Annotated in this window: 12 protein-coding genes and 1 other annotated feature; of the genes, 3 read left to right on the top strand and 9 right to left on the bottom strand. The window is 49.9% G+C overall.

Going from position 1 to position 11,965, the window contains the following annotated elements; translation table 11 throughout:
* Positions 1 to 212: 212 nt before the first annotated feature.
* On the top strand, positions 213 to 1,490 hold the full coding sequence (locus tag BM184_RS00590) for an AI-2E family transporter (RefSeq protein WP_086942100.1): 1,278 nt from the start codon (positions 213 to 215) through the stop codon (positions 1,488 to 1,490).
* A gap of 46 nt (positions 1,491 to 1,536) precedes the next feature.
* On the opposite strand, the gene BM184_RS00585 is transcribed toward BM184_RS00590, so the two are convergent.
* Positions 1,537 to 2,535 carry a sodium:calcium antiporter gene (locus tag BM184_RS00585; protein ID WP_086942099.1) on the bottom strand — a complete coding sequence of 333 codons (999 nt, stop codon included), beginning with the start codon at positions 2,533 to 2,535 and terminating at the stop codon, positions 1,537 to 1,539.
* Positions 2,536 to 2,574: 39 nt separating this feature from the next.
* The gene (locus tag BM184_RS00580; RefSeq protein WP_086942098.1) at positions 2,575 to 3,297 is read right to left on the bottom strand and encodes a hypothetical protein; all 723 of its coding nucleotides are present in this window, start codon (positions 3,295 to 3,297) and stop codon (positions 2,575 to 2,577) included.
* Positions 3,298 to 3,525: 228 nt separating this feature from the next.
* Here BM184_RS00580 and BM184_RS00575 point away from each other — a divergent pair, with 228 nt between their 5' ends.
* A complete protein-coding gene (locus BM184_RS00575; RefSeq protein WP_086942097.1) occupies positions 3,526 to 4,302 on the top strand; it encodes an NRDE family protein in 777 nt (258 codons plus the stop codon).
* Positions 4,303 to 4,352: 50 nt separating this feature from the next.
* Here BM184_RS00575 and gpmA read toward each other — a convergent pair whose 3' ends face one another.
* The 6 genes from gpmA to trpD all read right to left on the bottom strand — a co-directional run bounded on the left by gpmA (position 4,353) and on the right by trpD (position 9,517).
* Positions 4,353 to 5,039 carry a 2,3-diphosphoglycerate-dependent phosphoglycerate mutase gene (gene gpmA / locus BM184_RS00570; RefSeq protein ID WP_086942414.1) on the bottom strand — a complete coding sequence of 229 codons (687 nt, stop codon included), beginning with the start codon at positions 5,037 to 5,039 and terminating at the stop codon, positions 4,353 to 4,355.
* Between the two features lie 74 nt (positions 5,040 to 5,113).
* Positions 5,114 to 5,890 carry a tryptophan synthase subunit alpha gene (gene trpA / locus BM184_RS00565; RefSeq protein ID WP_086942096.1) on the bottom strand — a complete coding sequence of 259 codons (777 nt, stop codon included), beginning with the start codon at positions 5,888 to 5,890 and terminating at the stop codon, positions 5,114 to 5,116.
* Positions 5,883 to 7,064 carry a tryptophan synthase subunit beta gene (gene trpB / locus BM184_RS00560; RefSeq protein WP_086942095.1) on the bottom strand — a complete coding sequence of 394 codons (1,182 nt, stop codon included), beginning with the start codon at positions 7,062 to 7,064 and terminating at the stop codon, positions 5,883 to 5,885. The genes trpA and trpB overlap by 8 nt, the downstream gene beginning before the upstream one ends.
* A gap of 1 nt (position 7,065) precedes the next feature.
* On the bottom strand, positions 7,066 to 7,671 hold the full coding sequence (locus BM184_RS00555) for a phosphoribosylanthranilate isomerase (protein WP_086942094.1): 606 nt from the start codon (positions 7,669 to 7,671) through the stop codon (positions 7,066 to 7,068).
* Positions 7,671 to 8,453, bottom strand: a complete 783-nt coding sequence (trpC, locus tag BM184_RS00550) for an indole-3-glycerol phosphate synthase TrpC (protein ID WP_086942093.1) — start codon at positions 8,451 to 8,453, stop codon at positions 7,671 to 7,673. Before trpC ends, BM184_RS00555 begins: the two co-directional genes overlap by 1 nt.
* On the bottom strand, positions 8,450 to 9,517 hold the full coding sequence (gene trpD / locus BM184_RS00545; protein WP_245830583.1) for an anthranilate phosphoribosyltransferase: 1,068 nt from the start codon (positions 9,515 to 9,517) through the stop codon (positions 8,450 to 8,452). Before trpD ends, trpC begins: the two co-directional genes overlap by 4 nt.
* Positions 9,518 to 9,568: 51 nt before the next feature.
* Positions 9,569 to 9,811 (bottom strand) — a binding site (T-box leader).
* Between the two features lie 197 nt (positions 9,812 to 10,008).
* Here trpD and BM184_RS00540 point away from each other — a divergent pair.
* Positions 10,009 to 10,494 carry a DNA-deoxyinosine glycosylase gene (locus BM184_RS00540; RefSeq protein ID WP_086942092.1) on the top strand — a complete coding sequence of 162 codons (486 nt, stop codon included), beginning with the start codon at positions 10,009 to 10,011 and terminating at the stop codon, positions 10,492 to 10,494.
* 69 nt (positions 10,495 to 10,563) lie between these two features.
* Here BM184_RS00540 and BM184_RS00535 read toward each other — a convergent pair whose 3' ends face one another.
* Positions 10,564 to 11,766 carry an MFS transporter gene (locus tag BM184_RS00535; protein ID WP_086942091.1) on the bottom strand — a complete coding sequence of 401 codons (1,203 nt, stop codon included), beginning with the start codon at positions 11,764 to 11,766 and terminating at the stop codon, positions 10,564 to 10,566.
* Positions 11,767 to 11,965: the final 199 nt, after the last annotated feature.

The raw sequence follows: 11,965 nt of genomic DNA, 5'->3' as shown, positions 1-11,965 counted from the left end.
TTGTCTCCTTTGGTATTGCTTCTTGTTCTGTAATTCTAACACATCCGAGCCAAGCATTCTCACCCGAACAACCCAACAATCGAACGACAGAATTTTCAGAAATAGGACCTTTGCAGTATGGCATTCAACCGTAACTCTGGTAAACTTAAAACAGAAAACCAGTATGCCGTTATATGGTTCCGCTTCGATGACGGCGTAAGAAAGGACAGCCTATGCAAAAGAAAGAAACGAAAAAAACAATTCCAGAAGATACGCGCCTCATCTCCTTTTTGGGCGGCAAGACAATTATCTATATCCTGTCCACCCTGATTCTGATCGGTGTGCTTATCTTCACGATGGATACCATTTCATTCATTTTCAAACCGCTGCAGGTCATTTTTTCGACCATAGTGGCACCTGTGATTTTAGCAATCGTCTTCTATTATATATTCAATCCGATGGTGACCTTCCTTGAAAGAAGGAAAATCAACCGGGGAATGGCGACATCAATCGTCTTTGTACTCTTCATTTTTATGCTGGTCTATGGGGTTGGCCTATTGGTTCCGATTTTGTCCAGCCAACTGACTAATTTGGTCAATGAATTTCCTACCTATATCGAACAAATGAACGCCTATTTCGACAGACTGCTCGCGAACACTACATTCAAGGATTATTATGAACAAGCGCAAAGTTGGCTGGACAGCACAGTGGGCAGTATCCCTGAGATGATTCTGGCCTGGATCGGCAACTCGAGTGAAAAAATCATGAACATCTTTTCCACCATTTCCAGCGTGGTGGTCGTGACAGTCACTTTCCCGGTCATCCTTTTCTTCATGCTGAAGGACCAAGGAAAGTTCCAACCTTTTGTCATGAAGAATATACCGCCTGTTTTTCGCGCTGATATCGAAAAGATTTCCAGACAGATGTCGCTTCAGGTCGGTTCCTATGTCCAAGGCCAGTTGCTCGTTGCCTTGAGCCTCGGTGCCTTGCTGATAGTCGGTTATTTGATCATTGGTTTGGATTATGCTTTCGTCCTTGCCTTGATCGCTACCTTGACGGCGGTCATCCCATTCATCGGTGCCACCATCGGGGTCATCCCGGCCTTGTTCGTCGCTGCCTTCACGTCTCCGGCCATGCTCCTGAAAATGGCCGTCGTCTGGGCTTTGGCGCAATTCATCCAAGGCAACATCATCGAACCGAGCATCATGGGCCGAAATTTGAAAATGCACCCGCTGACGATCATCATCGTTTTGCTGATCATGGGCAATCTGCTCGGTTTTATCGGGATGATCCTGGGTGTGCCATTGTTCGCGATGCTGAAGATCCTGCTCGAACATGTCCTCGAGAAATTCAAGCTACGTTACAATCGTTACTTTGGCGAAGTGGCCGGTGCTTTCGAACTGGACGAGGAAGAGCCTGACTTAGTGGACAGATCCACACCCGTTAAGGATTTCGCGACTGTGGATGTGGCAAGGGATGTTCCGGAAAACGATAACCAGCCAGAAGAATAGCATCAAAAAAGGTTCGTGACCCTTGTGGGGATCACGAACCTTTTTTCTATAGTAAATAGTTCCATATCAGATACAGGAGGTAGAACAGCACCAAGAGTCGCCCTTCTTTTCTGCTGACGACATCGCGTTTGTTATTATATGAAAAATAACCCAAAACTGCCAACAGCACCCCCAATGCAGGGAAATGTATCTGATAGAAATCCGGACTGACGATAATTCCTCCTGGAGTCAAGCTTATTGCTGTTCCGAGTATAAGTAGCGTATTCAAAAGGTTCGAGCCCATGATGTTGCCCATAGCCAAAGCCCCGTAGCCTTTTTTTACGGACACGATGGTCGTGCTGATTTCCGGCAACCCGGTCCCGAAAGCCACAATTGTGGAAGCTATGATAGAGTCAGGGATGCCGATCCTGCCAGCACCGATTTCAACCGTTGTCACAAGAACCGAAGCACTCATAATCACGAAACCTGCGCTGACCAATAACTTCAATACTTTCATCAGCGTCGGTTCCCTTTCCTCCTTGTCGGATGTGACGGCATCGATTTCCGGATGATGCTGTTTCCCTTCCCGCAGCATCCACACAAAATACAAAGGGCTCAAAAACAAAAAGAGGACGCCGATCCACTGTGGTATCTTGCCCTGCCCGTCTGAATAGAAAAAAGGCAATGCGGACAGAATCAAAAAAAAGGAGATTCCGGACAGCACCGCATGCTTATTTGCGGTTTTCCGGTTGACGGGGATGCTGCCGTAAAGCGCACCGATGCCGAGGATAAAGCTTGTGTTCACGATTGTTGAACCGATGACATTCCCCAGCGCGACGATGCTGTTTCCTTGGTAAGCGGACAAAACGGATACAGCCAATTCCGGCAAAGAGGTCCCTAAGGAAACAATCGTGGCACCGATCACCAATTCGGATATTCCCCAATCCAAAGAGAGTGAAATCGCCTCATCCACCAAGATATCCGTCGCCTTGGACAGCACCCAGATGCAGAGGATCAATAAGACCATCAGTATATAACTGTCCGCTTGATCCAATAAAGCAGTCACGTGCCTCCACTTCCTTTCCTACGGAGTTGGTTCTCGCAATCAGTAAGTCACTTGCTGATAGTCTGCCGGGATTTCAAAAGCATCCTCCGACACGTTATCGGACAATTCCAGTATTTCCATGACCGATTCAAATGATTCATCAATCGTCTTGATTTTCTTCAGGTCGGAGCCATCAAAATAGTAGAAGATTTGCGTACCGCTCTCCGTACGATATTCCTCGTACACCAAGCCGTCTTCCTCACCGCTGCCGATGTATTCGATATCATCCACTTCGACCGGCTCGGTTGATTTCGGGATTTCCGGTAGGGTCTCATCCCCTTCAGTCATTGTCTGGGGCATTACGATCACCGTTTTGCTGGCATGGTCGACCATGTAGATATTGCCGTCCATCATCACCATTACGGTATCGGTCTCTGCGGATTTTGAATGCATCGCAGTCCTGTCGCCAGAAACGGTCATCATCGTCTCGGCTTCCATCATTTCGCCTTCAAATGTTGTGGTGGAGCGGAAAGCCATATAGTAATTGCCGCTTCCCATGATTTCTATGTAGCTTTTTGATAATTTGCCGAGTCGATCACCTACTTCAGTGGATTCAACCGAGGCTTCTTCCGTTTCGCTGCTCGCGGTACTGGCTGCCGAACTGCTCTGTGCTGTCGCTTGAGAGGAACTTTCTTCTTCAGATGTTTCCTGCGTTTGGTTGCAACTTGCCAGAAAAAGACTGATCAGCAGGACTGTCCAATATTTTTTTCTATTTTTTAGCATCCTAAACAACCCCTTCGAATAGTGTTGATCCTGTCGCTGCATCTCCGATTGGCGCGGCGGTGTTACTTTCAACCTTATTATAGCTCATATCTGGCGCGTTTTGAAATTTAGAGTGAGCGGTCCAGCAGCAATCAACAGGACTTGCCCGACGAAGTTTTTTCACTTCAACCCAGAAGGTTGCGCATGCTATACTAAACAAAAGAACAACAGCTTACTGGAGGAATAGCTATGTGTCTGATTTCGATGCAACACAGCCAACACACGTCGTACAAATTGATTCTCGTAGCTAATCGGGACGAGCAATATGACCGGCCATCGTTGCCTGCACATTTCTGGCTGGATCATCCAAATATACTTGCGGGGAAAGATTTGAGCGAAAACGGCACTTGGTTAGGAATCACCAAACAAGGCAGGATTGCTGCCGTGACCAACAGTTATTTGACGACCACCCAGGAATCCGACCAAAAAATGTCCCGCGGCAACCTTGTGATGGATTACCTGACCGGCAGCATGGGCCCAAACGAATATTTGGAGCAGGTCAGGCAACAGCGCAGCGATTACAACGGCTTCAATCTGATCGTCGGCTCGACTGACAGCCTCCATCATTACAACAACATTTTGGACGAGCACAGCGTCCTTCAAACAGGCAACCACGCCGTCAGCAATGCCACGCTTGATACGCCCTGGCCGAAAGTCACCCGCACCAAAGCGGCAATGGCCGAACTGACGAGTTCATCCCCGCTGGACGAAGAGACCATCTTCCGCATCATGGCGGATCGGATGCCCCCGCCGGATGACCAACTGCCTGATCTGCCGCTGGCTTTGCCGATTTTGCGGGCCGTTTCCGCCAATTTCATCCAAACTGAACGCTACGGCACCCGCTCCACCACTTTGATACTCATCGACCATTCCGATCAGGTTACTTTTGTGGAAAGATCCTATCTGCCGGACGGGACCAGCAGCGATGTCCGTTTCAGCTTTCAATTGATGTCCGAAGAAAAATGATTCAATAAAAGATGCGGCCGGAATTCCAATTCCCGGCCGCATCTTTTTTATTATAAATAGTATTTTCTGATGATCGTCAGGTCATCATTCAACTCATAAACCAATGGTTGTCCGGTAGGGATTTCCAAGGCCATGATCTGATCATCGGGTATCTCTTCGATGTATTTGATCAAAGCCCGCAACGAGTTTCCGTGGGCCGCCACCAGTACCGTTTTTCGGTCCAGAACCGCTGGAGCTATCTGATCTTCCCAGAATGGAATGACACGTTCCAACGTGGTCTCCAAATTTTCCCCCATCGGAATGACCCGTTTCTGCAGGTTGGCGTACCGGCGATCCTTGACCGGCGACTGAGGATTATCCGGATCCATCAACGGAGGCAAGGTGTTGTAGGAGCGTCGCCATTTCAGGACTTGGTCTTCTCCATATTTTTCGGCCGTTTCCTGTTTGTTCAGTCCTTGCAGATCGCCATAGTGCCGTTCATTGAGCCGCCAACTCTTCACTTCCGGTATCCATAATTGATCCATTTCATCCAGAACAATATGGCACGTTTTGATCGCCCGCTGCAACACGGACGTGAACGCCATATCAAATTCAATCCCGGCTTCCTTGAGTTTCCGTCCGGCTTCTCTCGCTTCCCTAACGCCCTGTTCACTCAAATCGACATCCGTCCAGCCCGTAAACAGGTTCAATAAATTCCACTCGCTTGCGCCATGACGAATCAAAATGATTTTCCTCATCACCATCACTACTTTCCGCCTGTATTTTTCTTTCATTATACTGCTACAAGCGGTCTGGTTCACGTTTAAGGACTTCAGTTACCGCTGCGGATGGCCCCCACCATTTCCGCCACGAAGGCTCCGACCGGTTTGGGCGAATCCTTCCCGTACTGTTCCATGATGTTGATGATTGCGGAACCGATGATGACGCCATCACCGACTTCGCTCATGGCTTTGGCTTGTTGCGCGTTGGAAATCCCGAAGCCGATGGCGCAAGGGATGTCGCTGATTTTGCGGATTTCCGCCAAAATGCTGCCGATATCGGTCGTGATGTCGCTGCGCACGCCGGTGACTCCTAAGGAAGAAACGACATACAGGAAGCCTTCAGCTTCTTTGGCGATCATGGCGATCCGTTCCGCAGAGGAAGGTGCCACCATGGAAATGTAGGTGATGCCATGATCCCGGCAGGCTTCCTGGATGAAGCCCTTCTCCTCGAACGGAACGTCCGGGATGATGACGCCGTCGACGCCGGTCTCTTTGCAGCGCGCCATGAATTTATCGATGCCGTAGACGAACACCGGATTGATGTAGGTCATGAAGACGAAAGGCGTATCGATTTCGGTGCGCAATTCAGTCACCATTTGGAAAATATCGTCGGTATTGATGCCGTTCGCCAAAGCCCGCTCATCGGCTTTTTGGATGGCCGGGCCTTCCGCAACGGGATCGGAGAACGGGATGCCGATTTCGACGATGTCCGCACCGTTCGCAACGATTTCCCTGATCAGTTCCTTCGTGGTTTCCAGGTCTGGATCCCCTGCAGTCACGAACGGGATGAATGCCTTGTGCTTGAAGGCAGCTGTGATTTTATTCATGAATGTCCACTCCCTTGTATCTTGCGATTGCGGCGACGTCCTTGTCGCCACGGCCCGACAGACAGATGACGATGATCTTTTCCGGATCCAACGTCGGCGCCAAAACCATGGCATGCGCGATCGCATGCGAACTTTCGATGGCTGGAATAATCCCTTCCATTCGCGCCAGGTATTCAAAGGCCGCGACAGCCTCGTCATCCGTCACTGAAACGTACTCGGCGCGGCCGCGGTCATAGAGATCCGCATGTTCAGGCCCGATGCCCGGGTAGTCCAGTCCAGCCGATATTGAGTAAACGGGAGCGATCTGGCCGTATTCATCCTGGCAGAAATAGGATTTCATGCCGTGGAAAATGCCCGGCGTACCGGTTGCGATCGTTGCAGCAGTGTCTTGTGTGTGGATGCCTCTGCCGGCAGCTTCGCAGCCGATAAGACGCACGCTTTCGTCGCCGATGAAGTCATAGAAAGTCCCGATTGCATTCGAACCGCCGCCGACGCAAGCCATCACGACATCCGGCAGCTTGCCTTCCGCCTCGGCCATCTGGGCTTTGGTTTCTTCTCCGATGATCTTCTGGAAATCGCGGACCATTGTAGGGAATGGATGCGGACCCATGACCGATCCGATGCAGTAATGCGATTCTTCAAACGTGGAAGCCCAATCCTTCATCGCTTCGTTGACCGCGTCCTTAAGAGTGGCTGTACCGCTCGTCACGGGAATCACTTTCGTGCCCAGCAATTCCATCCGGAACACATTCAAAGCTTGACGTTGGGTGTCTTCTTCGCCCATGTAGACGACGCACTCCATATCCAGAAGCGCAGCTGCTGTGGCGGTTGCCACACCATGCTGGCCGGCACCGGTTTCAGCGATGATCCGTTTCTTGCCCATCTTCTTGGCCAACAACACTTGGCCTAGCGCATTGTTGATCTTATGCGAGCCCGTGTGGTTCAGGTCTTCGCGTTTCAGGTAGACTTTCGCCCCGCCGAGGTTCTTTGTCATCTTTTCCGCGTAATAGAGGCGGGATGGCCGGCCTGCGTAGTTGTCCAACAGATCGTTCAATTCTTTTTTGAATTCCGGATCCTTACTGAATCGGAAAAAAGCTTCCGACAGTTCCAAGCAAGCGTTCATCAAGGTTTCGGGAATGAACTGTCCCCCATGTGCTCCAAAATAACTTTCCATTTTATTGACCTCCAATGATTTTCATTACTGCTCTGATTTTTTCAAAATCCTTCACGCCGTCCGTTTCGACGCCGCTCGAGATGTCCACTGCGTATGGTTTCACCTTTTGGATTGCCGATTCGAGGTTGCCTGCATGCAGGCCGCCCGCCAGGAAGAATGGGTGCGTTGCTTCCTTCAGCAAATCCCAGTTGAATGTCTTTCCGGTCCCACCTGCCACGCCGCTTTGGTACGTGTCATAGAGGAGGATATCGGCAGCGTATTCCTTCTTGACATCGGCGGTGTCCTTGACTGCGACCGCTTTGATGATCGGAAGTGTGATTCGCTTGCCCAACTCTTCTATATAAGTGTTATCCTCATCGCCGTGGAGCTGCACGACTTGGATGGCCCGGCTCTCTACGATGGCGACGATGTTTTCGATCGGTTCGTTGACGAAGACGCCGACTGCCGGAATGGCATCAATCAAGGCTTCCCTGATCTGCAGCGCCTGCTCCAACGAAATCTGGCGCTTGCTGGGGGCGAAAATGAAGCCTGCAAAATCCGGGCGCAGCTCGTTCAGCATTTCGGCATCCTCTACTCGCTTCAGGCCGCAGATTTTCACCTTGACCATCAGCCGATTCCCCGCAGGCGATCGAGCATGCCTTTTTTGTCTGGCGAAACCATCATCGTTTCGCCGATCAGGATGGCATCGACGTTGCCCTCTTCCAATTCGATGACTTGCTGTCTTTCCGAAATGCCGCTTTCGGCCACGAAAAGGATGTCATCCGGCACCAGTGCGCGCAGCCTGATGGACTGCTGGATGTCCACTTTGAAAGTCTTCAAGTCCCTGTTGTTGACGCCGACGATCTTCGGATTCGTCCGCAACGCTTTCAGGAGCTCTTCTTCGGTGTGTGCCTCCACCAGGGCAGAAAGCCCCAGTTCGCGGGCCAAGCGTTGGAAGGTATCCAATTCTTCCTCCGTCAGTATGGTCGCGATCAACAGCACGGCATCCGCGCCGATGACCTTCGCCTCATAGATCTGATAGGCATCGATGATGAAATCTTTGCGGATGACCGGAAGCGATACTGCCTGTTTTATTTCCGTCAGGAAGCGGTTTTCGCCTTTGAAAAAATCGGGCTCGGTCAATACCGAGATTGCGGATGCGCCTGCTTTTTCGTACGCCTTTGCGATTTCGAGGTAAGGGAAATCCTCCGCGATCACGCCTTTCGAAGGGGACGCCTTCTTGCATTCGCAGATGAAGCGGATCCCTTCGCCGGTCAGCGCCTTTTCGAATGGGAAATCCTGATTGATCGGCAGCGCCAAGGCGGCTTGCTTCATTTCTTCCAGCGGTATGACCTGTTTGGCTTTTTCCACCCTTATCCTTGTTGCTGCTATAATGTCATCCAATATCATTTTGTCGCCTCCTGTGATGCTGTGATGAATTGCTTTAATTTCCCCAGTGCCGCTCCGCTGTCGATCAATTCGGCAGCGCGTTTGATGCCGTCAGCGATCGTATAGTCGTCGTTGGCCAGATAAATGGCCATGCCGGCGTTCAACAACACAGTGTCGCGCTTCGGCCCTTTTTCGCCGCTCAAGATTGCCAAGGCGATGGCGGCATTCTCAGCCGGTTCCCCGCCCACCAGATCTTCGTTCGTGCAGTACTCGAAACCGTAATCTTTCGGATCGAATGTGAAGTGGGTGACCTTGCCGTCGCGGAGCTCCGCGACTTCCGATGTTGTGGTCAAAGTGATTTCATCCAGACCGTCATTGCCGCCGAACACCAAAGCCCGTTCCATCTGCAATTGGTTCAGCACTTCAGCCATCGTGTCCACTAGCGCGACATCGTATACACCGAGCAATTGCATATTCGCATTGGCCGGGTTCGCCAATGGCCCAAGGACGTTGAAGATCGTCCGGACGCCCATTTCTTTCCTGACGGGTGCCGCATGCTTCATCGATGGATGATATTTTTGGGCATACATGAAACACATCCCGATTTCTTCCAGCATCGTTTCGCTGTGCTGTGCGCTGGCTTCGATGTTGACACCTAGTTCTTCCAGCACATCCGCGCTGCCGCATTTGCTTGAGGAGCTGCGGTTGCCGTGTTTCGCCACCGGGATCCCTGCGGCTGCGATGACAAAGGATGAGACGGTTGAGATGTTGAAAGTGAAGGCTTGATCGCCGCCGGTTCCGACGATGTCCAATGCCGTCGTCTTGGTCCGTACTTTATTGGAAAAATCCCGCATCACTTCAGCGGAAGCGCTGATTTCTCCGGCCGTTTCGCCTTTCATACGCATAGCAGTCAGGTAAGATGCGATCTGAACCGGACTGGCTTGACCGCTCATGATCTGGTGCATGATGGTCTTCGTCAATTGCGGGGAAAGTTCTTCTTTTTTCACTAGTTTATCGATAGCGGCTTTCATGCTGTCTTGCGGGAAAATTTCTTCGGTCTGTTTCGTCTCTTTTATCTCTAGCATTTCATTCACCTCATCATTTTTTGTGTACAAAAAAAGCCCTTGTCCCCCCTTTAAAGGGACAAGAGCTTGCATTCTCCTGCGATACCACCCAAATTGACGAAATGAATCGCCCACTCGTTCACATACCAACATATGTGCCTGTCTGTTAACGGACCAGGTTCCCCGTTTGCCCCTACTCTTTTCAAGGCAACCCTCTCAAGTCCATTCGGCATCCCCTTCGCTATCGCACTCTCACTGGCGGCGACTCTCTGGAAACAAGGTATGATGCGTACTCCTCTTGATTATCGGTTTTATTAGATGGAAATGATTTTTCTAACGATTTCTTAATGTTGGGATTATTTTAACGCATCGTTATCCTTCCGTCAACTGTTTTATTTAAATAGTTTGGCAAGCTCGAATGTTTCCTGCTCCGGCGCGGTTTTGGTAGAATGGATACACAATAACTTTGAAAGGATGTTTTCCGACTGAAACAATCCGACAAACTTTACTCGATGGCACCTGTCATCGATCCGCATGCCAAGGTCCTGATTCTGGGATCGATGCCCGGCGCGAAGTCGCTGGAGGCACAGCACTACTACGGGAATCCCAGGAACCATTTCTGGGAAATCATTTTCTCCTTGCTCGGAGAAGAGGATCCGGTCACCTATGAGGACCGCCTTTCACTGCTGAAAAAGCATCACATCGCCCTCTGGGACGTCATCCACTCCTGTTACCGCGAAGGCAGCCTCGATTCGGCCATCAAAGAGGAATATCCGAACGACTTGAAGACTCTTCTGCGCGAACATCCCCAGATCAAGGCAGTCGCCTTCAACGGCGGAAAAGCTTACCGCAGCTACAAAAAGCACTTCGGTCTGGATGAGGACTCCGGATTGGTTTACCTCCCACTCCCCTCGACCAGCCCCATGCGCGGCAAACATGTCAAAACGCTGCCGGAAAAGCTGGAAGCCTGGTCGGTGTTGAAGGAATATCTTTTATGAAGAAGAGTCGGGTGCCGCTTCGAAGCGCCCGACTCTTTCAATTAATTTGTCATCTCATTTTCGGTAAAATTATTTTTTTGCGGCCACCGCGAAAGTTCCACCTACAACCATAATCGCTAGCCCCATCGTAAGATAGGCAATCCGAAAATCCAACAGATCGATGACGCCGCCAATCCCCGGAAAAAGAATGATCATACAGAGGCTGTAGGCCATGCTGTTCGCACTCAAAAGCGTCGCCCGTTCTTCGGAAGGAATCAACTGATTGATGTAGGCGCTCGCGATGGTCGGCGACACCGCGGAAAAAATGATCGAAAGTACAAATCCAACAAAAATCAGCAACTGATTACCCAAAGATGACAATAGCAACGATAACGAAACAACTATCGGAAAGGCATAAGGAATGCGGTTTTTGCGTATTTTCTGCTCGATGGATGGAGAAAATTTTGCTCCAAAGATGCCGAACAGGGCAGCCGCAAACAGATAGAAGCTCGTAGCTTTACCGTTGTATCCCAGCACCGACAAGTAGTTCTGGAAATAGAAATAGTAAGTCGCTGCAAAGCTGTCCAGCAAGACAAAAAAAAGAATCCATCCCCGAAGTTCTTTATGCCGCTTCAGCAACTGCCAGGCATTGCCCAATATCCGGGTATAGGATTGCCCCACTTTTTTTGATAACCCGACTGTTTCATCCGATTGTGAGTCCAGTCGCTTGATTGGCTCTACCATGCGGTAAATCAGGAACATATTCAGTAAGCAAAGCACGATATTAACCATATATACGGCCGGAAAATAAGTATCGGCCAAAATTCCGGCAAGGATCACACCGCTTTGGGCACTGATCTCGATCAGGAAATTGATATGGGCCAGCTTGTCCAGATAGCCGCTTTCCTCGTCCAACCCCTTCATGGTTTCGAAGACCAGCGCTTCATAGGTTCCCGAGTTGAAATTGTATGAAAGCGCAGAGAATACAAATGCAACCGCAAAATGCGAGAAACTTTGTCCATAGATCATCCAGATTGAGCTGATGATGGCCATCACTTTCCCGAACAGCAGGATTTTTTTGAAGCCAAAACGGTCCGCCAATGCACCTGAAGGCACTTCAAAGACAAAACTCGTGATATGGAAGATGGCTTCCAGAAAACCGATCTGCACCAAGGTCATCCCTTTGAATGAACTCAGGTAAAGGAGCCATAACGAGGTGATGCCAAAATATTGGATGAAGGCATATTTTTTCGCCAGCGAGATATTTTTATGTAATGCTATGTGATTTTCCATTTGATAGTCCCTTCTTTTCTTGCAAAAAAAATAGCTATGGGAGGCCCATAGCCGGACTTATCTCTTTGTTCAGGATAAGCAGCAAGAAGCGTATTGTTGTTTGAATTTTTTTGATTTTTGGGCAGACTCCACCCCTTGAATTGCCGCATCGGAAAAAATACCATGCATCAATGTCAAAAAAATTCTCAATTTCGCTCTC

Origin of the sequence: Trichococcus pasteurii (genome assembly GCF_900112935.1) — a bacterium.
Classification (GTDB): Bacteria; Bacillota; Bacilli; order Lactobacillales; family Aerococcaceae; genus Trichococcus; species Trichococcus pasteurii.
Note: the sequence above shows the minus strand (reverse complement) of the source record. Positions and strands in the feature narration are given on the sequence as shown.

Coding starts and splice junctions, on each gene's coding strand:
- BM184_RS00590 (WP_086942100.1), top strand. CDS start 213: ATGCAAAAGAAAGAAACGAAAAAAACAATTCCAGAAGATACGCGCCTC.
- BM184_RS00580 (WP_086942098.1), bottom strand. CDS start 3,297: ATGCTAAAAAATAGAAAAAAATATTGGACAGTCCTGCTGATCAGTCTT.
- BM184_RS00575 (WP_086942097.1), top strand. CDS start 3,526: ATGTGTCTGATTTCGATGCAACACAGCCAACACACGTCGTACAAATTG.
- gpmA (WP_086942414.1), bottom strand. CDS start 5,039: ATGAGGAAAATCATTTTGATTCGTCATGGCGCAAGCGAGTGGAATTTA.
- trpA (WP_086942096.1), bottom strand. CDS start 5,890: ATGAATAAAATCACAGCTGCCTTCAAGCACAAGGCATTCATCCCGTTC.
- trpB (WP_086942095.1), bottom strand. CDS start 7,064: ATGGAAAGTTATTTTGGAGCACATGGGGGACAGTTCATTCCCGAAACC.
- BM184_RS00555 (WP_086942094.1), bottom strand. CDS start 7,671: ATGGTCAAGGTGAAAATCTGCGGCCTGAAGCGAGTAGAGGATGCCGAA.
- trpC (WP_086942093.1), bottom strand. CDS start 8,453: ATGATATTGGATGACATTATAGCAGCAACAAGGATAAGGGTGGAAAAA.
- trpD (WP_245830583.1), bottom strand. CDS start 9,517: ATGCTAGAGATAAAAGAGACGAAACAGACCGAAGAAATTTTCCCGCAA.
- BM184_RS00540 (WP_086942092.1), top strand. CDS start 10,009: ATGGCACCTGTCATCGATCCGCATGCCAAGGTCCTGATTCTGGGATCG.
- BM184_RS00535 (WP_086942091.1), bottom strand. CDS start 11,766: ATGGAAAATCACATAGCATTACATAAAAATATCTCGCTGGCGAAAAAA.